The organism is Bifidobacterium pseudolongum subsp. pseudolongum DSM 20099, from assembly GCF_000771225.1.
GTDB lineage: Bacteria > Actinomycetota > Actinomycetes > Actinomycetales > Bifidobacteriaceae > Bifidobacterium > Bifidobacterium pseudolongum.
In genome coordinates this window covers 200846-219708 of record NZ_JDTZ01000002.1, presented here as the reverse complement: position 1 = coordinate 219708, position 18863 = coordinate 200846, and the positions used below count along the sequence as shown (strand labels likewise).

Here is an 18863-nt window from a genome sequence, read left to right as displayed (position 1 = left end):
AGGGCATACACTCATGACCTCACAGACAACGCACGCCGCAACCGCCGGGGCGCAGGCCCCGAAGCCTGTTGTGGAGGCGAAAGACGTGCACAAGGCCTTCGGCGACCTGCATGTGCTCAAGGGCATCAACCTCGAAGTGGAACCGGGCACCGTCACCGTGATCCTGGGGCCGTCGGGCTCGGGCAAATCCACATTCCTGCGCCTGATCAACCAGTTGGAGACGCTCACCGGCGGCGAGATCGATGTGAACGGCGAGATGATCGGCTACAAGCGCCTTCCTGACGGCACGCTGCAGAGGCTCAACGAGAAGGAGATCGCGCAGCAGCGCTCCAAGCTCGGCATGGTGTTCCAGAAATTCAACCTCTTCCCGCACATGACCGTGCTCGAAAACGTGATGGAAGCGCCGGTGCACGTCAAGCACATGCCCAAGGCCGAGGCGCGCGAACTCGCCATCGCCGAACTCAAGCGCGTAGGGCTCGGCGACCGCATGGACTATTACCCGGGCCAGCTTTCGGGTGGCCAGCAGCAGCGCGTCGCCATTGCGCGCGCGCTTGCGATGAAACCCGGGATCATGCTGTTCGACGAGCCGACGAGCGCGCTCGACCCCGAACTCGTGGGTGAGGTGCTCAATGTGATGCGTTCGCTCGCCGACGAGGGCATGACGATGATCGTGGTGACGCACGAGATCGGATTCGCACGCGAGGTCGCCGACCAGATCGTGTTCATGGACGGCGGCGTTGTGGTGGAGCAGGGCGGCCCAGAGATCATCGACCACCCGCGCGAGGTGCGGTTCCGTGACTTCCTGCAGCATGTGCTGTAGTGGAGATCTAGTGTGAGGGCGGTGTTTGGCCGGTTGCCGAGATGATTGGCAGCCGGACGGCTTCGTTGATGCGACGACTCCGGCATGCGCCCATTTGGGCGTCCCCTCCTCAGTGCGCTCCGTAGGCGCATGCCGGGTCGGCGCAAGACCTTCTCTCCCGCCGGTTCAGCATTGTAGAGGTTCTTTTCGCGAAAGCCCAGCGCGTGTAGTCCTCAGGACTACACGCGCACACTATATGGTCACGCTATGCGCTGTGTTGCTATAGATTGGTGATGCGCAGCCACTCGGCGACCGCCTCGCGCCGGTTGCCGACGCCCAACTTGCGCGTTGCGCGGCTCACATAGGTCTTGACGGTGGAGGGGCTGACGTCCATGAGCATGGCGATGTCTGGGGTGAGCATGCCTTGCGACAGATAATCCATGACGGTCCGTTCGTTCTCAGAGAGGGTGAGCAGCGCTGGTTTGCTGCCGGCCTGCAGACGGGCGTACGCCTGGCTTGGGGAGTCGAAGAAGACGCCCTCGCGCAATGGCAGCCGGCCGCCGTCGAGCAGCGTATTGATGGATTCAAGGAGGCATCCAAGGTCTTCTTTGGCGACCACGCCCTGCATGCCGGCGGCCACCGCATCGGTGGCGTAGAGATGCGGGTCATACGATGTGGCGCCAAGGATCGGGGTGCGATTGTCTTCGAACCGGATCATGGAACACATTTCCATGCCGGACATGCCATGCATGGCGATGTCGGTCAAGATGAGGTCGGCGGCCGGGTCGGTGCTGCATAGACTGCGGTGGTAGGCGTCGATGCCGCCTTGCCCGCTTTGCGCGGTCCAGTCGACGATGAGGTGCGGCTGCTTGGCAAGGAATGACGAGAGCAGTCCGAGTATAAGACGGTCGTTGTCCACGATGGCGACGCGGAATGTCTCCTGCCTGCCGGATTGTGGTGTGGGTTGGCCCATGGCTGGTGTTCCGATGTTGGTGGTCGTGCTCACGGGAACCATCATATAGCAATGTACTGTATGAGGCGCGGCCGCTTATGCGTGGTGTGTGCGTTCGGTTAGGGCGAAACCGCCAGCGGCCCGGCAAAAGCGTGGAAACGGTGGAGGTACACCGGGATTCCGTGCATTACACGCCACTGTCGGTTATGCTGGTGTGCATGTGTGGAATTGTAGGTTATGCAGGTGATGTGAATTGTCCTTCGATGCGCGCCCTCGAGGTGTGCTTGCAAGGCTTGGAACGGTTGGAGTACCGTGGGTATGATTCGGCCGGTGTGGCGTTGACCGCGCCGGGTATGGACCGTGTGGCGGTGCGCAAGAAGGCCGGCCGCCTGTCGAATCTGGTGGAGGACATCGAGGTGCGCCCGCTGCCGGACGCCACGGTGGCGATCGGGCATACGCGTTGGGCCACGAACGGTGTGCCCAACGATGTGAACGCGCACCCGCATGCGAGCCGTGACGGCAAGGTGGCGATCATCCACAACGGCATCATCGAGAACGCCTCGCAGCTGCGTCTGGACCTGCAGGCGGAGGGGTACCGTTTCGTTTCGGGCACCGACACCGAGGTGGCGGCCAAGCTGTTGGGCAAGATTGTGGACGCGGTGATCGCGGAGACGGGCGAACCCGACCTGTTTGAGGCGATGCGCCGCTTGGGGCGCATGCTCGAGGGCGCGTTCACGATTCTGGCGGTGGATTGCCGCCAGCCGGGCGTCGTGGTCGGCGCGCGCCATGATTCGCCGCTCGTTGTGGGTCTGGGCGAGGGGGAGAATTTCCTGGGTTCGGATGTGGCCGCGTTCGTGGCGTACACGAAGACGGCGATGGAGATCGGTCAGGATCAGGCCGTGATGATCGACGCGCATGGCGTGGCTGTGACCGATTTCGACGGCAACGCGGTGCCCGAGCCGGTGGTGTACGAGATCGATTGGGATGCGTCGGCCGCCGAGAAGGGCGGTTGGGATTCGTTCATGGACAAGGAAATCCACGAGGAGCCGGCAGCGGTGCAGCGCACGCTGATCGGGCGTCTGGACGACGAGGGCCGGCTCAACCTCGACGAAGTGCATATCGACGAGCATGATTTCAAGGCGGTCGACAAGATCATCGTGATCGGCTGCGGCACCGCGAGCTATGCGGGCATGGTGGCCAAATACGCGATCGAGCACTGGGTGCGCATCCCGGTGGAGGTCGAGTTGGCGCACGAGTTCCGCTACCGCGACCCGATCCTCACGCCACGCACGCTTGTGGTGGCGATCTCGCAGTCGGGCGAGACGATGGACACGCTCATGGCGTTGCGCCACGCGCGCGAACAGGGATCCAAGGTGCTCGCGATCTGCAACACGCAGGGCGCGTCGATCCCGCGCGAATCCGACGCGGTGCTGTACACGCACGCCGGCCCCGAGGTGGCCGTGGCCTCCACGAAAGCGTTCGTGGCGCAGATCACCGCCGCCTACGTGCTCGGCCTCTATCTGGCCCAGCTCAAGGGCACCGTGTTCCGTGACGAGATCGCGCAGACACTCGATTCGCTCAAGGACATGCCGCGCAAGATCCAGTGGGTGCTCGACACGCAGCCGTCCAAGGTGGCCACCGCGGCCCGCCAGCTGCGCGACGCGAACTCGTTCCTGTTCCTGGGCCGCCACGTGGGCTACCCGGTCGCGCTCGAAGGCGCGTTGAAACTCAAGGAGATCGCCTACACGTTCACCGAGGGCTTCGCCGCCGGCGAGCTCAAGCACGGGCCGATCGCGCTCGTGGACGAAGGCGAGCCGGTTGTGTTCATCGTGCCGCCGGAACGCGGGCGCAACATCCTGCACGCCAAGGTGATCTCCGGCATCGAAGAGGTCAAGGCCCGCGGCGCATACATCATCGCCGTGGCCGAGGAAGGCGACAAGGACGTGGAACGCTACGCCGACGTGATCTTCTGGCGCCCCGAATGCCCCACACTGATGAGCCCGCTCGTGGACGTGGTACCCCTGCAGCTGCTCGCCATGGACATGGCCAAGCAGAAAGGCTACGACGTGGACAAACCACGCAACCTCGCCAAATCCGTCACGGTGGAGTAGTGGTGGAGTAGTGGCAGGGCAACCGCCCGAGCACCGCGACCATGGCCCGGGGCATGCCGAACCGCATACCCCGGGCCATCACCGTTGGGTGCTCAACGAACCCGACATCCCCTTCGACCTGCCGGTGCTGTACGAGGACGAGGCGATCATCGTCGTGGACAAACCGCATTTCCTCGCCACGATGCCGCGCGGCATGTGGTACCGCCAGACCGCGCTCATGCGGCTACGCGAACGCTATGCCGACCCGCGCATCGTGCCGGCGCACCGCCTCGACAGACCGACCGCCGGCGTGCTCGTGTTTGTGCGCGACCCGGCTGCGCGCGGGGCGTACCAGCTCGTGTTCCAGAACCGCCATGCGCGCAAGACCTACGAGTGCCTCGCGCCGGTGCGCCCGCCGCAACATCCGCCGACCGGCACCGTCACGCGGCTCGCCGCACCGCGTCCGTTCCCATTGGAACGCCGCTCGCACATCGTCAAAACGCGCGGTGTGCTGCGCGCGCAGGAGATTGCCGGAGTGGTCAATGCGGTCACCAGCATTGAGCGTGCGGAGCTCAACCGCGCCGCCTCTGCGCGCGCGGGCGAACCAATCGCGCGCTACGTGCTGCATCCGAAGACCGGCAAAACGCACCAATTGCGTGTGCACATGAACTCTCTCGGCCTGCCGATCCTCGGCGACGACTTCTACCCGCGCATCGAACAGCGCGCCTACGACGATTTCTCGCAGCCGCTCGAACTCGTGGCGCGCGTGCTCGAATTCCGCGACCCGCTCACCGGCGAGGCGCGCCGCTTCGTTTCGCGCGTGTCACTCGGCGCGGCGATTTCACGCATGTAGCGCAACCCGCGCCGGCCCGCACTTAGGCTGCTAGAACTGGAGGAAGCAGATGTATTCGGTAAGGAGCGGATCATGGGTTACATCATTGCACTGTGCATAGTGGTGCTTGCTGCGTTCGTGTGCACGGCGGTCATGTTGGGCAGGGACGGCGGGGAGCGTGAGGCCCGTGCGTTCACCGAGCTCGAACCCGAGCAGCAGCGGGTGCTGTACAACACGCCGATCGAGTATGAAGACGAATCGCATCAGTCGTGGCGCCAGAAGGGCATTGTGCGCAATGTGACCCCGCGCGACGACGACACGGCCGATGTGGAAGTGATGTGGTACAACGCGAAGCCCGACGAGACGACGCGCAAGAAGGAAACGAACATTGAGCACATCGCCGCCAAGAAGAAGGATGTACAGGCCAAAGGCGTGCATAAGGGCGGCGTCGTCACCATCCGCGTGCAGCCCGGCCAGGGCGTCACGGTCGTCGCCGCGTAACACGCCCCGCCCGCTATGCTGGAGTGCGTACAGGTCAACACACGGTGAGGAGTCGATGTGCACGCATGGGCGGAGCGGATGGTGGCGGCGGTATGTGCGGCGGGCGTGATGGTCGCCGTGGCGGGCTGCGGTGAGCCCGACGACCGCACGCAGATCAGCGTGTGGTCGTGGGAGCCCAGCATGGCCGCGTTGATCGCCGATTTCGAGGCGCGCAACCCGGACATCCATGTGACGCAGATCGGCACGGCCGACTACAGCAAACTCAACTCGGCGATTCAAGACGGCTATGGCACGCCGGACGTGGTGCAGCTGGAGTATTTCGCCTTGCCGCAGTATGCGGTCAGCGGCCAGTTGCGCGACCTGACGAGTCGCACCACGAATTACGGCTCGTTCTATACGCCCGGCTCATGGTCGTCGGTGCAGCTCGACAGGCGTGTGTACGGTGTGCCGATGGATTCGGGCCCCATGGCCTTCTTCTACAACCAGGACGTGTTCGAGCAGGCGGGCGTGGATGCCGCGAAGATCCGCACATGGGACGACTATTACCGTGCGGCGAAGAAGCTCAAGGAGAACGGCGTCTACATCGCAGCCGACGACGGCGACGCGAGTTTCTACAACGCGATGATCTGGCTCGCCGGTGGCAGGCCCTACAACACCTCGCACGACGGCAAAGAGGTCTCGATCACGCTCGACACCGACACCGGCACGCAGGAGTTCACGCGGTTCTGGCAGCAGATGATCGACGAAGACCTTGTGAACACGCGGCTGGACACGTGGTCGGACGACTGGAAGCAGGCGCTCGGATCGGGCACCGTGGCGTCACTGTTCGCCGGCGCATGGATGCCGTCGCTGCTGCTGGCCGACGTGCCCGGCACCGCCGGCCTGTGGCGCGTGGCGCAGATGCCCACGGCGCATGGCAACCTGACGAACGCCGAAAACGGCGGGTCGGCGCTCGGCGTGCTCAGTTCGAGCCGGCGCCCGGAGGCCTCATGGCGGTTCATCGAATATGTGTGCCACGAGACGGCGGGCATCATGACGCGCGTGGACGGCGGAGCGTTCCCTGCTGACAACGCCACGCTCAACAGCGCCAACTTCCTGAACAAGACCACGGTGCGCGACGCGCGAGGCATCGAGGTGCCGTATTTCGGCGGGCAGAAATTCAACACGGTGCTTGCTCAGGCCGCGAGCCACGTCAGCACCGGTTACCAGTACCTGCCGTTCGAGGTGTATGCGCGCAGCGATTTCCGTGCCACCGTCGGTGCCGCATACACGTGGGTGAACGACGAGCACACGTATTATGACGCGGTGCGGCGCGAACGCGAGGGGCTCATCCAACGCAAGGACATGCCGCAAACTCCCGGCCCGCAGGTCACATTGCACGAGGGGATCGAACGCTGGCAGAGCGACCTCAAGGAGTACGGCGCCAACCAGGGCTTCACCATGCGCTAGATGTTCTTGCGGTAGATCCAGAGCATGCCCTTGAAGATGAGGTCGGGGTCGACCACGTCGATCAACGGCGTGTCGAGTATGCGCGCAAGACCGCCGGTGGCCACAACCTGGAAGTCCTCGGGGATCTCGCGGTGGAATTGCGTGATGATGCGTTCGATGCCGCCGAGGAAGTCGTAATACAGCCCGGCTTGGATCGCGTTCTTCGTGTCTTTCGCCAGAATCGACGTGGGGCGCCGGATCTCCACTTCGGGTAGCTGCGCCGTCATCGAGGTGAGCGCCTCCGCCGCGGTGCGGATGCCGGTCGTGATCAGGCCGCAGGTGATGGTGGCATGCTCGTCCACGTAGTTGTAGGTGGTGGCCGTGCCCATGTCGATCACGAGCGTGCGGCCGCCGTACGTGGCGTACGCGCCAGCGCAGTCGGCGAGGCAGTCGGCGCCGAGCGAGCGCGGGTCGTCGATGTGGATGTTCATGCCGGTGCGGATGCCCGGGCCGACCACCATCGGTGTGATGCCAAGGAACTTGACGATCGCCGCGGTGAACGAATGCATCACCTTCGGCACGACCGACGTGATGATGACGTCGTGCACATCGCGCGGCGCAAAGCCTTTGAGCTGCAGGAACTGCAGCATCATGATGCCGAACTCGTCGGAGGTGTGGTTCGATTTGGTGGTGATGCGGTAGGTGGCGGCCACCTGCTCGTCTTCGATGAACCCGAGCACGATGTTCGTGTTTCCAATGTCTACGGCGATCAGCATGGCGTCTCCTTCGTGCCGGGCGTGGCGTGCGCGGCGAAATATGCACGCCCCTCTACAATAGCGGGAGGTGGCCGACCCCGGCTGGGGCGGTCAACCATACGCAACAAGCAGAAGTCAAGAAGCGCGGGCGGCAAGCCCGCATGCAACCAACCATTGAGGATTCCATGACAGCAACGAATGGAGCCAATGGCGCGCACGGCGAGTCCGGCGCGACCGAAGGGCACACCAACCAGCAAGACACCGCATTCAGCACCGACGCCTCGCTCCAGGCGCACGCCAAACGGCCGGGCGGCGGGCCACGACGTTCCGTATGGGCCATTGTGGCCGTGATCGTGATCGCCGTGGCGCTCATCGTGGGGCTGTGGCACCCGTGGACCCGCAAGGCGGACCAGACGCAGTCCAGCGGCGCCGCGGACACCGTGGCGATCGGGCTCAAACTCGCCCCCACCAACCTCGACATTCGCAACACGGCCGGCTCCGCGCTCGACCAGGTGCTCATCGGCAACGTGTACGAAGGCCTTGTGGCCCGCAGCAGCGAGAACAAGGTGGGGCCGGCGCTCGCGAAAAGCTGGGATGTGAGCGCTGACGGCCTGAAGTACACGTTCCATCTCAACACAGGACTCACGTTCTCGAACGGCGATCCGTTGACCGCCGAAGACGTGGTGTGGTCGATCAACGAGCTCGAAAGCAAACAATACCACGACGCCGACGCACTGAAGAACTTCAAGTCGGTGAGTGCGCCGAACAGCGACACCGTGGTGATCGAACTGACCAAGCCCTACGCCAACCTGCTGTGGGCGCTGACGGGCCGTGCCGGACTCGTGTTCGACAAGGACGCGAAGTATGTGGCGAAGACGCAGGCGGTGGGCTCGGGGCCGTACGTGGTGGAACAGTTCACCCCGAACAGCTCGATCACCCTGAAGGCCAACCCGAAGTACTGGGGCGCCCAGCCCAAGACTCCCACGGTCGTGGTGAAGTACTTCGCCGACGACAACGCCGCCGTGAACGCGCTCAAATCCAACGAGGTGCAGGTGCTCGCCCCAATCACCGCATCGCTCGCCAAGCCGTTCGAAGACGACCCGGCGCACTACACGGTGGAAGCCGGCGACGGCACCGACAAATACGTGCTGGGCATGAACAACGCCGCAGGCAAGCCCACAGGTGACAAGCGCGTGCGTGAGGCGATCCGCTACGCGATCGACCATGACCAGCTCATCGCCGCGCGCGGCGGCACTGACAAGGCGCTCGGTGGCCCGATCCCATCGCTCGACCCAGGCTATGAGGATCTCACGGGCCTGTACCCGCACAACGTGGAGAAGGCGAAGGCGCTGCTCACAGAGGCCGGCTACACCAAGGAGCATCCGCTCAAGCTCACGCTCACCTACGCCAACACCTACGGCACCGACATCGGCGACCAGTTGCGCAGCCAACTCAAGGCCGTGAACATCGACCTCAAGGTGAACGTCGTCGAGTTCTCCACATGGCTGCAGGACGTGTACACCGACAAGGACTACGACCTTTCGCTCGTCGACCACAACGAAAGCCACGACTTCACGCAATGGTCGAACGCGGACTACTACTACAACTACAACAACCCCAAGGTGGCGGAACTCACCGATGATGCGCTTGGCTCCACCGACGACGCCAAGCGCGACGAGCTGCTCGCGCAGGCCGCGCGCATCGTCTCGCAGGACGCCGCCGCCGACTGGCTGTTCAACTACCGCGTGACCACGGCGATGGACAAAGGTGTGAGCGGGTTCCCCGTGAACATGAACCAGACGCTGATGCCGCTGGCCGAACTCAGCTATACACCGGCTGCCACCAAGTGACCATGAACTACCTTGCACGCCGGCTGCTGCTGTTTGTTGTGGCGCTCTTCGCCATCTCTGTGGTGATCTTCCTGGCGTTGCGCGTGCTGCCCGGCGACATCGCTACCATCATGGCCGGCCTCAACTCGCCGCCCGAACGCGTGGAGGCGCTGCGCGCGCAGATGGGCCTCGACCGCCCGCTGATCGTGCAGTACGGCGCGTGGATCGCCGGCTTGGTGCGTGGCGACTTCGGCACCGCCATGCTCACCGGACAACCCGTGGCCGCCCTCGTCGGCGCCCGTGCCGCCATCACCTTTCCGCTCATCATTCTGGGCCTTATCATCGCGCTTGCGATCGGCATACCCACTGGGTGTGCCGCCGTGCTCGCGCGTTCCCCGCGCGCCCGCGCCGTCTACCAGGGTGTGGCCATTGTGGGTGGCGCCGTGCCGGCCCTGTGGGGTGGCCTGATCCTCATCCTGCTGTTCGCGCGAGGATCGGGGTTGATCCCCATCCTGCCCGCGTCGGGCTTCCCGCAGGCGGGCTGGGCCGACCCCGGCCGTGCGCTCGCCTCGCTCGTGCTGCCTGCGTTGACCGTGGGCGTGATCGTGGGTGCATCGATGATGCGCTACACGCGTTCCGCCCTGCAGTCCGTGGCGTCCACCGGCACAATCGAGATGGCCATGGCATGCGGCATGACGCGCCAGCAGGCGTTGACGCGCGTGGGCTTGCGGCTCGCCATGCCGCAGCTCGTCTCGGTGATCGGCCTGACCTTCGCCGAGATGATCACCGGCGTGATGGTGATCGAGAACCTGTTTGCGTTGCCCGGCATCGGCAGCGGTCTCGTCGACGACTTGGGACACCGCGACCTCATCGCCGTGCAGAGCGAACTGTTCATGCTCGCCGCGTTCTTCCTCGTCATCGGCCTGCTCGTCGACATCGCGCACCGCGCACTCGACCCGCGGTTGGGAGATTGATATGCCAGATTCACCCGTATCCACCCCACGCGTGCGCACCGACGCACGCGGCGTGCACGGCTGGCGCCGTGTGTGCATTGTGCTCAGTACGATGTGGAGCCACGGCACCGGCCGGTTCGCGCTCATCGTGCTCGGCCTTTGGGCACTCATTTCGGTGGTCTCGCTGTTCTGGACCCCGCAGTCACTGTGGAAGACCGACGGCTATCACGTCTGGTCCGCGCCCTCGCGCGCCCATTGGCTCGGCACCGACGGCACCGGCGCCGACCTGTTCAGCTGGCTCATGGCCGGCTCGCGCACCAATCTGCTCATCGTGCTGCTCACCGTGGCTTTCGCTGCGGCGTTCGGCCTGCTGCTCGTCGCGATGATGGTCTCGCGCCATTCCGCGCTCGCACATGGCTCGGTCGTGGCGATCGACGCGCTGATCTCGATCCCCACCGTGCTGATCGCGCTCATGCTCGCCGTGCCGATGGGCGCGTCCGTGGCGGTCATCGTGCTCGCGTGCGGCTTCGGCTACGGCCTCAACCTGGCGCGTGTGGCACGCCCTCAGGCATTACTCGCCGCGCACAGCATGTACGTGGAGTCGGCGCTCGCCAACGGCGCCTCCGCCCCCCGCGTGTTCTTCACGCACATCGTGCCGAATATCATGCCCGTGCTCATCGTGCAGTGCTCGCTCTCGGCAGGCACGGCCGTGCTCGCCGAAGCCGGCCTGACATATCTGGGCGTCGGCGTGCCGTCCGGCGTGCCGAGCTGGGGGCATTCGCTGAGCACATCGGTGCGGTTCATCAACATCTACCCGCTCACCGTGCTGTGGCCGGGCCTGCTCGTCACCATTGTGGTGGTGGCGCTCAACCTGTTCGGAGACGCGCTGCGCGACGCCTCCGACCCACTCATCAATCCACGATTGCGAGGTGCATGATGGGCGTTTCGATCAACCGCCTCACAATTCGCATCGGCGGCGCGCCAATTGTCTCCGATGTGCATATCGACGTGCGCGACGGCCAGCGTGTCGGCCTGATCGGCTCGTCGGGCTCAGGCAAATCGATGATCGCGCGCGCGATGATGGGCCTGTTGCCCGTTGAAGCCACGGTCAGCGGATCAATCGATGTGAACGGCGAGCAGATCGTCGGCATGCAGGACCGCGACCTGGCGGCCCTGCGCGGCGCGGCGATCGGCATGGTGTTCCAGAATCCCGGCGCCTCGCTCAACCCGCTGCTCACGGTGGGCAGGCAGATCGCGCTGCCACTCGAACTGCACTACGACCTGACCGCCGAAGACCGCCAGGCGCGCGTGCTGGCGATGATGCGCAAAGTGGGGCTCGACGAGTCCCTGATCGGGCGGCACCCGCATGAGCTGTCCGGCGGGCAGCAGCAGCGCGTCGGCATCGCCACCGCGCTGATCACGTCGCCGCGCCTGATCATCGCCGACGAGCCGACGACGGCGCTCGACTCGATGACGCAACGGCAGATCGTGGAACTGCTCGTCTCGCTCGTGGACGAGGCCGGCGCGGCGATGCTGTTCATCACACACGACTTTTCGGTGCTCGCGCACGCCACGCAGTACTGCTACGTGCTGGACCACGGCACGATTGTGGAGCAGGGGCGCACGCGGCGTGTGCTCACCGAGCCGAGCACACCGCAGGGCGCGCGCCTCGTGATGGCCGCGCGCGAACTGACGCTGCACGGAGCGGAAGGCGAAGGCGGCGGCACACGAGGGGAGCGGGCGCAATGACAGATGCAGCGACAGGCGCACTGACGCAGGCGGAACAGACGGACATGCTGCTCCAGGGCGAGCGTGTATGCAAGGTTTTCGGCCCGGCGCGCGCACGGCACCAAGTGCTGTTCGACGTCGACATCAGCGTGCCGGCGGGGCAGTGCGTGGCGATCATCGGCGCCTCGGGATCGGGCAAATCGACGCTCACGCGCATTCTGCTGGGCTTGGAGACGCCGGACGGCGGCGATGTGCGCTACCGAGGCGCGTCGATCGAGGGTCGCGCCGGCGCGCCGCAACTGCGCGTGTTGCGCGACGAATCAGGCATCGTCTACCAGAACCCCTTCGAATCACTCGACCCGCGGTGGACGGCGTTCCGTTCGGTCGCCGAACCGCTGCGTTTGCGCGACCGGCATATCGACGACGAGACGTGCGAGCGCCGGGTGCGTGAGGCGCTCACGCTCGTGTCGCTCGAGCCGGATGAGATCATGCGGCGTTACCCGATGGACCTCTCGGGAGGGCAGGCGCAGCGTGTGGCGATCGCGCGCGCGATCGTGACCGGGCCGAGCGTGCTGCTCGCCGACGAGGCGATGAGCGCGATCGATGTGGCCGCGCGCGTGCAGATCCTCGACGCGTTCGCGGCGATCCGCGCGCGCAACCCGCGCATGGCCATGCTGTTCGTTTCGCACGATCTGGGTGTGGTGCAGCACATCGCCGACCGCGTGCTCGTGCTGCACGATGGGCGTGTGGTGGAGCGCGGCACGGTGCGGCAGATTCTGGAAACACCGCGGGAGGATTATACGAAAGCGCTCATCGAAGCGGCCACACTGTGACGGCCGCTATGGCCGGCTCGCGATAACCGAATGTCCATTATGTGGGCATGACGCCGTGGTTGTCGGGGTGGCGTGGATACGGTATGGCACATGATGTATCTCTCATGTTGTTGTTGTCGCTAACCACACGCCCCACAGCGCGCGGTCTTCGACGCATAACTTGAGATGGTACCGGTCTGATTCTTCAGGGCCCCGACGCCGCCCACACCCATGAACACATGTGTGGCTGCAGCTCTGCCCGATTTTTTCAACCACACCGGATTGCCGGAACCTACGGTGGCATACCCGTGGGCAACGCCACATCTCCATCTCTCGCCATGGTTTGAACGCGCGATTCACGCGGGGCCGTCTTATGCACAACCCCCGTACGAATCAACCGACCACCAACTACGCAAGGAACAGACCCATGGCAATCCACAACTCGCTTTCCGAACTCATCGGCAACACCCCGCTCATCAAGCTCAACCATGTGACCGAAGGCGTCAAAGCCACCATCGCCGTCAAGGTGGAGTACTTCAATCCCGGCGGATCGTCCAAGGACCGCATCGCCGCACGCATCATCGACGCCGCCGAACGCGAAGGCAAACTCAAGACCGGCGGTGTGATCGTAGAGCCGACGTCCGGCAACACCGGCGTGGGGCTCGCCATGGTGGCCCAGCAGCGCGGCTACCGTACGGTCTTCGTGGTGCCCGACAAGGTGAACGAGACCAAGCGCGCCGTACTGCGCGCCTACGGAGCGGAGGTCGTGGTGACCCCCACCGACGTGGAACCCGATGACCCGCGCTCGTACTACCGAGTGTCCGACCGCTTGGCCGAGACGATCCCCGGCGCCTTCAAGCCCAATCAATACAGCAACCCGAACGGCCCGCTGAGCCACTACGAGACGACCGGCCCGGAGATCTGGGAAGCGACCGCGGGCCAGATCACGCATTTCGTGGCCGGCATCGGCACCGGCGGCACCATCTCGGGCACCGGCCGCTACCTCAAGGAAGCGTCCAACGGCGCCGTGACGGTCGTGGGTGCCGACCCCGAAGGCTCGATCTACTCCGACCCGACCAACGTGCACGGCTACAGCATCGAAGGCGTGGGCGAGGACTTCTACCCGGCCGCCTACGACCAGACGATCGCCGATGCAATCGAACAGGTGACCGACGCCGAAGCCTACCTGATGACGCGCCGGCTCGCCGGCGAAGAGGGCCTGCTCGTCGGCGGCTCGAGCGGCATGGCGGTGGCCGCCGCCGTGGCCTACGCGAAGAAGCACGACCTCGACGCATCGCAGACGGTCGTGGTGCTGCTGCCGGATTCCGGCCGCAGCTACCTTGAGAAGATCTTCAACGACGACTGGATGATCGACAACGGCTTCGCCGACGTGGTGGCCGCCACAAGCCGCCCCTCGATCCTCGACGCGGCGCTCGCCGAAGTCATGGCCTGAACACCCACCCAACCACACATACGGAGACATACCAATGAGCACAAACACACACGAGATCCTGCACGATACCACCACCTTGGGCGTGGCCACACGCGCCATCCACGCCGGCCAGACACCCGACCCCGCCACCGGCGCGGTCGTCACCCCGATCTTCATGACATCCACATTCAAACAGGACGGCGTGGGCGAGCTGCGCCACGGCTACGATTACAGCCGGTCGGGCAATCCCACCCGCACCGCGTTCGATGAGCAGCTCGCGGCCGTCGAAGGCGGCGCCTACGCGATGAGCTTCGCCTCCGGGCTTGCGGCGATCGACGTGCTCCTGCGTGCCACCCTGCGCCCCGGAGACAATGTGCTCATCGGCAACGACGTGTACGGCGGCACCTACCGTCTGCTCGCCAAAGTGTTCGTGCCATGGGGCATCGGGCTCGACGTGGTGGACATCACCGACCCGGCCCAGGTGAGCGCCGCGCTCGCCGCCAAGGATTACGCGTACCTGTGGGTGGAAACGCCGTCGAACCCGCTGCTCAACATCACCGACATCGCCGCCACATCTGCGCTCGCGCACCAGTACGGCACGAAAGTGGTGGTGGACAACACCTTCGCCTCGCCGATCCTGCAGCATCCGCTTGCCGACGGCGCCGACGCCGTGGTCTATTCGACGACGAAGTACATCGGCGGGCACTCCGATGTGGTCGGTGGCGCTGTGGTGGTCAACGACGAAGCCATGCGCGACCAGATCGCGTTTGTACAGAACTCCGCGGGCGCGGTGCCGTCGCCATTCGACGCATGGCTCGACATGCGCGGGTTGAAGACTCTCGAACTGCGTGTGCTGCGCCACAGCGAGAACGCGATGACGATCGCCCACTGGCTCGAAGACCACAGCGGTGTGGAACGCGTCTGGTACCCGGGCCTCGCATCACACCCGGGCCATGAGATCGCCGCACGTCAGATGCATGGCGGCTTCGGCGGCATGATCTCGGTGCAGTTGAGCGGGGGAGCCGAGGCCGCGCGCCGGTTCGCCGCCGCCACGCAGATCTTCACGCTTGCGGAATCGCTGGGCGGCGTCGAGTCGCTGATCGAAGTGCCCGCGGCCATGACGCACATGTCGGTCGCCGGCACCACGCTCGAAGTGCCGGCCAACCTGGTGCGGCTCTCGGTCGGCATCGAAGATGTGGACGACCTCATCGGCGACCTTGAGCAAGCCTTCGCCGCAGTGGCCGGTTAGTCGAACACCACCGTCGTCAACGAGCGCGCCGGCAGCACGAGCGTCTGCGAATCCCGTCCGCGCACGTCGACGCGCAGTGTGGCCGGGTCTGTGCGCTCATTGCATAGCACTGCGGCAATCGCGCCGTCCGGCGTGGCGAACGCAGCGGCATGGAGCCGTGGTGCCGTGCGCAACCGACTGGTGATGCAGTGCGAGCCGATCGGCACGAATGCCGAGAAATGCCCGAGCGCGTAATAGTCGGCGTTGCGCGTGGTCTCGCCGGTGCGCCGGTCCACGGTCAGCAGGCCGCGGTTGCTCGAATGCGTGTGGTCGTTGCGCAGGTAGTAGTAATCGGGGCCTCCGCGCGTGTCAAGCGCGATGTTCCACAGCACGGCGGACTGCGCCCAGTTGTTCATCATCGAGATGACGCGCGCACCCATCGTGATCAGTGCGTCGTCCCAGTTGCGCGGCCCCCAGTCGCCACCGGAGGCTTCGGTGACCCAGATGCCTTTTGTGGGCCAGCGGCGGTGGATGTCGCTCATCGTGCGCGCGGCACCGCCGTAGTAATGCCATGCCGAGCCGGCCGTGGCGGCGAACGCGCGCGGGTGCATATACAGTTCGCGCACAAAACGCCCGTCGGGGTAGTGGTCGGTCGAATAGTTGTGGTCCCAGCACATGATGCGCACGTCGCCGAGCCCATGCGCGCGCAGGCGCGGCGCCAGGAACCGCGCGATGAACCGTGCCTGCTGGGCCGGGCTCATCGCCATCGACGGCCAGCGGGACTGCGGGTAGTCGGGTTCGTTCGTGGGTGTGACGCCGAAGATATGCAGGCCGTGGCGACGGTAGACTTCGATGAACCGTGCCAGATATTCGGCGTACACGGGGTAGGCGGCGGGGCGCAGCCAGCCGGTCAGGCGCGTCAGGGGGCGTTTGCCGAGTGCACTGAAGTTCGTCTTCATCCACCATGGTGCACTCCACGGGCTGACGATGATGTTGAGGTCGGGGGAGCACGCGGCTGTCCCCATGGATTGCGCGCGCACCGCCTGCGCGGCTTTGACCATCGGCAGGATCGTATATTCCTCGGGCGTGAAGTCGAGGGTGCGCAGATGCCGGTCGGGGCGCCGGCGCATGAAGCGGTACGGGCGCGTCACATGGTCGGAGGGGCCGACCGGTTGGCGCAGCATCGAGATGCCAATGCCCTCGGTCACGCTGAACAGGTCGCGCAACACGCGGTGTGGGTGGCGCATGGCGTTGTGCCACAGGTAGCTCGTGGCCTGTGTGATCGAGGCGCCGAACCCGTCGATGTGCTGGCGGGGGAGCGCCGGGTCGAGGGCCAGTGTGGCGGCGGTCGTCTGTGTGCCGGGGGCAGCCCGAAGGTCCACGGGGCGCAGGGCGGCCTCAAGTCCCGTGTCGTGGGCGTTCGCATACGTGGTAAACATGCGCATGGGGCCACTGTAGCGCGGGCGGAACACCCGCGTGCGGATTGCGCCGAGCGCCCAGTGGCGTGGGAGGTGAGGTCAGTTGGAGAACTCGTTGATCGCCGCAAGGAAGCGCGCGCCGTAGCGTTCGAGCTTGTTGGCGCCCACGCCGTTGACCTCCAGGAACTCCTCGTTGGTGCGCGGGCGGCGCTGCGCCATGTCGCGCAGCGCTTTGTCGGAAAACACGATGTACGGCGGTTTGCCGATGTCGCGCGCGATCTCCAGGCGCAGTGCACGCAGGCGCTCGAACAGCGCCTCGCCGTCGCTGCTGGGCGTGAACGAGCCGACCGGGCTTCCGGCGCCGCTTGTGCCGTATGTCGCGTGCTGGTCGCGTTGGGCGGTGCGCGCGGATTTGCGCTCCGTTTTCTTGATCTCGTAATGGAACGTGGGGCGAGCGGTCTCGGCGGCGCGCGGGCCGAACTGCACAAGCGGCAGCCGGCCTTCGCCGATGTACAGGAACCCATCCGCCACCATCTGGTTGAGCACGTCGCGGATCTGTGCTTCCGGCGTGCCTTCCAGCGTGGCGTAGGTGGGCAGCGTATCGAAGCCGCGTGCCAGCACGTCCTGCGCTTTCGAGCCGCGCAGCACCGCCACGATTTTGCCCATGCCGAAATGCTGGTCCAGGTCGTGCACGCACATGCTGATTGCGCGCGCGACCGGCGTCACGTCCACGGTGGCGAAGGTGCTTGCGCAGTTCACGCAGCCGCCGGCGCACTGGGCCGTGTCTGTGGTGTCGTGTTCGCCGAAATAGCGCGTCATGTAGCGGTGCAGGCATTCGGTGGTGCGGCAGTAGCCGATCATGCCGTCGAGCAGCTGCCGTTTGGACCGGCGTACCAGGTCCTGTTCGGCCGCGGTGAGGCGTTCGTTGGGGCCGCCCATGTCGAGCAGCCGGCGCCGTGTGACGATGTCCGACTCGTTCCACAGCAGCGTGCAACGGCTTGGCTCGCCGTCGCGGCCCGCACGGCCGGCCTCCTGATAGTACGATTCGATGCTTTCGGGCATGTTGTGGTGGATCACAAAACGCACATTCGACTTGTCGATGCCCATGCCGAACGCGTTCGTGGCCACCACAACAGGTGTGCGGTCGGTCACGAAATCACGCTGCGCCTGTTCGCGCATGGGCGAGGGCATGCCGCCGTGGTAGGCCACCGCCACGTCGCCCGGCGCACTGCCCGCGCCGCGCGCCGCGCGTAATTGCGGCACGAGCGTGTTGAGCGTCTGTGCGAGTGCCTCGGTCTCTTTGCGTGTGGCGCAGTACACGATGCCCGATTCGTCCGCATGCTCGGCCACGTAATCCGCGATCCAGTTCGCTTTCTCGCGCGTGTTGAGTTTGAGCATGTCGAAATACAGGTTCGTGCGGTCGAAGCCCGTGACGAGCACGAGCGGGTTGCGCAAGCCCAGCAATTGCACGATGTCGCGGCGCACGCGTTCGGTCGCGGTGGCGGTGAACGCCGCCACGGTGGGGCGGTCGGGCAGCGCGGCGATGAATTCGCCGATGCCCAGATACGACGAGCGGAAGTCCTGGCCCCATTGCGAAACACAGTGCGCTTCGTCCACCGCGATCAACGCGATGTCAGCGCGCGCCGCGAAATTGCGGAAGCGTGGCGTCTCCAAACGTTCGGGGGCCACGTAGAGCAGCTTCACCTTGCCGGCATAGGCGGCGTCGAGCACGTGCTCCTGTTCGTCCACGGTCTGCGTGGTGTTGATGAATGCGGCGGGGATGCCAATCTCGTTCGCGCCGTCCACTTGGTCACGCATCAGCGAGATGAGTGGGGAGATGACGATCGTGATGCCGTGGAGCAGCAGCGCGGGAATCTGGTAGCACACGGATTTGCCCGAGCCCGTGGGCATGACACCCAGCACATCGCGGTTGGAGGCGATCGCCTCGATGAGTTCGGACTGACCGGGGCGGAACGATGCATAGCCGAAGTGCTCGCGCAGTGCCGCCAGCGCCGCCTGCGACCCGTAGTGGGCGGCGCTGGGCTGGCTGGTGTGTGCGTGCGCTTCGAATCCTGTCATAGGCGCCCAGTGTACCAACGCCGCCCC

Annotated in this window: 16 protein-coding genes; 12 read left to right on the top strand and 4 right to left on the bottom strand. The window is 65.4% G+C overall.

Annotation, left to right across the window (positions count from 1 at the left end):
- The first annotated feature begins 13 nt into the window (after positions 1–13).
- Complete coding sequence (locus OU02_RS00985; protein WP_051918173.1) at positions 14–820, top strand: amino acid ABC transporter ATP-binding protein; 807 nt, start codon at positions 14–16, stop codon at positions 818–820.
- Positions 821–1079: 259 nt separating this feature from the next.
- On the opposite strand, the gene OU02_RS00980 is transcribed toward OU02_RS00985, so the two are convergent.
- A complete protein-coding gene (locus OU02_RS00980; protein WP_160248838.1) occupies positions 1080–1805 on the bottom strand; it encodes a response regulator transcription factor in 726 nt (241 codons plus the stop codon).
- Between the two features lie 164 nt (positions 1806–1969).
- On the opposite strand from OU02_RS00980, the gene glmS reads away from it, so the two are divergent.
- The 4 genes from glmS (at position 1970) to OU02_RS00960 (ending at position 6623) form a co-directional block, all read left to right on the top strand.
- Positions 1970–3862, top strand: a complete 1893-nt coding sequence (gene glmS / locus OU02_RS00975) for a glutamine--fructose-6-phosphate transaminase (isomerizing) (protein ID WP_033488540.1) — start codon at positions 1970–1972, stop codon at positions 3860–3862.
- A gap of 88 nt (positions 3863–3950) precedes the next feature.
- Positions 3951–4694: a pseudouridine synthase gene (locus OU02_RS00970; RefSeq protein ID WP_033488539.1), complete on the top strand. Its 744-nt coding sequence runs from the start codon at positions 3951–3953 to the stop codon at positions 4692–4694.
- A 72-nt stretch (positions 4695–4766) separates the two neighbouring features.
- Entirely contained in the window at positions 4767–5174 is a 408-nt protein-coding gene (locus OU02_RS00965) for a hypothetical protein (protein ID WP_033488349.1), read from the top strand.
- A gap of 78 nt (positions 5175–5252) precedes the next feature.
- The gene (locus tag OU02_RS00960) at positions 5253–6623 is read left to right on the top strand and encodes an ABC transporter substrate-binding protein (RefSeq protein ID WP_051918175.1); all 1371 of its coding nucleotides are present in this window, start codon (positions 5253–5255) and stop codon (positions 6621–6623) included.
- Here OU02_RS00960 and OU02_RS00955 read toward each other — a convergent pair.
- Positions 6620–7378, bottom strand: coding sequence for a type III pantothenate kinase (locus OU02_RS00955; RefSeq protein WP_033488347.1), 759 nt, complete (start codon positions 7376–7378; stop codon positions 6620–6622). The two genes, OU02_RS00960 and OU02_RS00955, sit on opposite strands and share 4 nt — an antisense overlap.
- Before the next feature lie 164 nt (positions 7379–7542).
- Between OU02_RS00955 and OU02_RS00950 the strand changes: the two genes are divergently transcribed.
- From OU02_RS00950 to OU02_RS00920, 7 genes are all read left to right on the top strand, one after another.
- The gene (locus OU02_RS00950; RefSeq protein ID WP_033488346.1) at positions 7543–9207 is read left to right on the top strand and encodes an ABC transporter substrate-binding protein; all 1665 of its coding nucleotides are present in this window, start codon (positions 7543–7545) and stop codon (positions 9205–9207) included.
- A gap of 2 nt (positions 9208–9209) precedes the next feature.
- Positions 9210–10160 carry an ABC transporter permease gene (locus tag OU02_RS00945; RefSeq protein WP_033488345.1) on the top strand — a complete coding sequence of 317 codons (951 nt, stop codon included), beginning with the start codon at positions 9210–9212 and terminating at the stop codon, positions 10158–10160.
- Between the two features lie 91 nt (positions 10161–10251).
- Positions 10252–11076, top strand: coding sequence for an ABC transporter permease (locus OU02_RS00940; RefSeq protein ID WP_052110232.1), 825 nt, complete (start codon positions 10252–10254; stop codon positions 11074–11076).
- Positions 11076–11888 (top strand): ABC transporter ATP-binding protein, encoded by an 813-nt coding sequence (locus OU02_RS00935; protein ID WP_033488537.1) that lies wholly within the window; start codon positions 11076–11078, stop codon positions 11886–11888. The genes OU02_RS00940 and OU02_RS00935 overlap by 1 nt, the downstream gene beginning before the upstream one ends.
- Positions 11885–12700: an ABC transporter ATP-binding protein gene (locus tag OU02_RS00930; RefSeq protein ID WP_080720448.1), complete on the top strand. Its 816-nt coding sequence runs from the start codon at positions 11885–11887 to the stop codon at positions 12698–12700. Before OU02_RS00935 ends, OU02_RS00930 begins: the two co-directional genes overlap by 4 nt.
- Before the next feature lie 406 nt (positions 12701–13106).
- Positions 13107–14132, top strand: coding sequence for a pyridoxal-phosphate dependent enzyme (locus tag OU02_RS00925; RefSeq protein ID WP_033488344.1), 1026 nt, complete (start codon positions 13107–13109; stop codon positions 14130–14132).
- A gap of 34 nt (positions 14133–14166) precedes the next feature.
- Positions 14167–15360 carry a cystathionine gamma-synthase gene (locus OU02_RS00920; RefSeq protein WP_033488343.1) on the top strand — a complete coding sequence of 398 codons (1194 nt, stop codon included), beginning with the start codon at positions 14167–14169 and terminating at the stop codon, positions 15358–15360.
- On the opposite strand, the gene OU02_RS00915 is transcribed toward OU02_RS00920, so the two are convergent.
- Positions 15357–16784: a glycoside hydrolase family 30 protein gene (locus OU02_RS00915; RefSeq protein ID WP_033488342.1), complete on the bottom strand. Its 1428-nt coding sequence runs from the start codon at positions 16782–16784 to the stop codon at positions 15357–15359. The two genes, OU02_RS00920 and OU02_RS00915, sit on opposite strands and share 4 nt — an antisense overlap.
- Before the next feature lie 72 nt (positions 16785–16856).
- On the bottom strand, positions 16857–18836 hold the full coding sequence (recQ, locus tag OU02_RS00910) for a DNA helicase RecQ (RefSeq protein ID WP_080720449.1): 1980 nt from the start codon (positions 18834–18836) through the stop codon (positions 16857–16859).
- Positions 18837–18863 lie beyond the last annotated feature (27 nt).

Excerpts from the sequence above, each read along its gene's own strand:
- OU02_RS00935 (WP_033488537.1), top strand. The coding sequence starts at position 11,076 with ATGGGCGTTTCGATCAACCGCCTCACAATTCGCATCGGCGGCGCGCCA.
- OU02_RS00945 (WP_033488345.1), top strand. The coding sequence starts at position 9,210 with ATGAACTACCTTGCACGCCGGCTGCTGCTGTTTGTTGTGGCGCTCTTC.
- OU02_RS00985 (WP_051918173.1), top strand. The coding sequence starts at position 14 with ATGACCTCACAGACAACGCACGCCGCAACCGCCGGGGCGCAGGCCCCG.
- glmS (WP_033488540.1), top strand. The coding sequence starts at position 1,970 with ATGTGTGGAATTGTAGGTTATGCAGGTGATGTGAATTGTCCTTCGATG.
- OU02_RS00960 (WP_051918175.1), top strand. The coding sequence starts at position 5,253 with ATGGTGGCGGCGGTATGTGCGGCGGGCGTGATGGTCGCCGTGGCGGGC.
- OU02_RS00940 (WP_052110232.1), top strand. The coding sequence starts at position 10,252 with ATGTGGAGCCACGGCACCGGCCGGTTCGCGCTCATCGTGCTCGGCCTT.
- OU02_RS00930 (WP_080720448.1), top strand. The coding sequence starts at position 11,885 with ATGACAGATGCAGCGACAGGCGCACTGACGCAGGCGGAACAGACGGAC.
- OU02_RS00950 (WP_033488346.1), top strand. The coding sequence starts at position 7,543 with ATGACAGCAACGAATGGAGCCAATGGCGCGCACGGCGAGTCCGGCGCG.
- OU02_RS00920 (WP_033488343.1), top strand. The coding sequence starts at position 14,167 with ATGAGCACAAACACACACGAGATCCTGCACGATACCACCACCTTGGGC.
- OU02_RS00955 (WP_033488347.1), bottom strand. The coding sequence starts at position 7,378 with ATGCTGATCGCCGTAGACATTGGAAACACGAACATCGTGCTCGGGTTC.
- OU02_RS00925 (WP_033488344.1), top strand. The coding sequence starts at position 13,107 with ATGGCAATCCACAACTCGCTTTCCGAACTCATCGGCAACACCCCGCTC.
- OU02_RS00915 (WP_033488342.1), bottom strand. The coding sequence starts at position 16,784 with ATGCGCATGTTTACCACGTATGCGAACGCCCACGACACGGGACTTGAG.
- recQ (WP_080720449.1), bottom strand. The coding sequence starts at position 18,836 with ATGACAGGATTCGAAGCGCACGCACACACCAGCCAGCCCAGCGCCGCC.
- OU02_RS00965 (WP_033488349.1), top strand. The coding sequence starts at position 4,767 with ATGGGTTACATCATTGCACTGTGCATAGTGGTGCTTGCTGCGTTCGTG.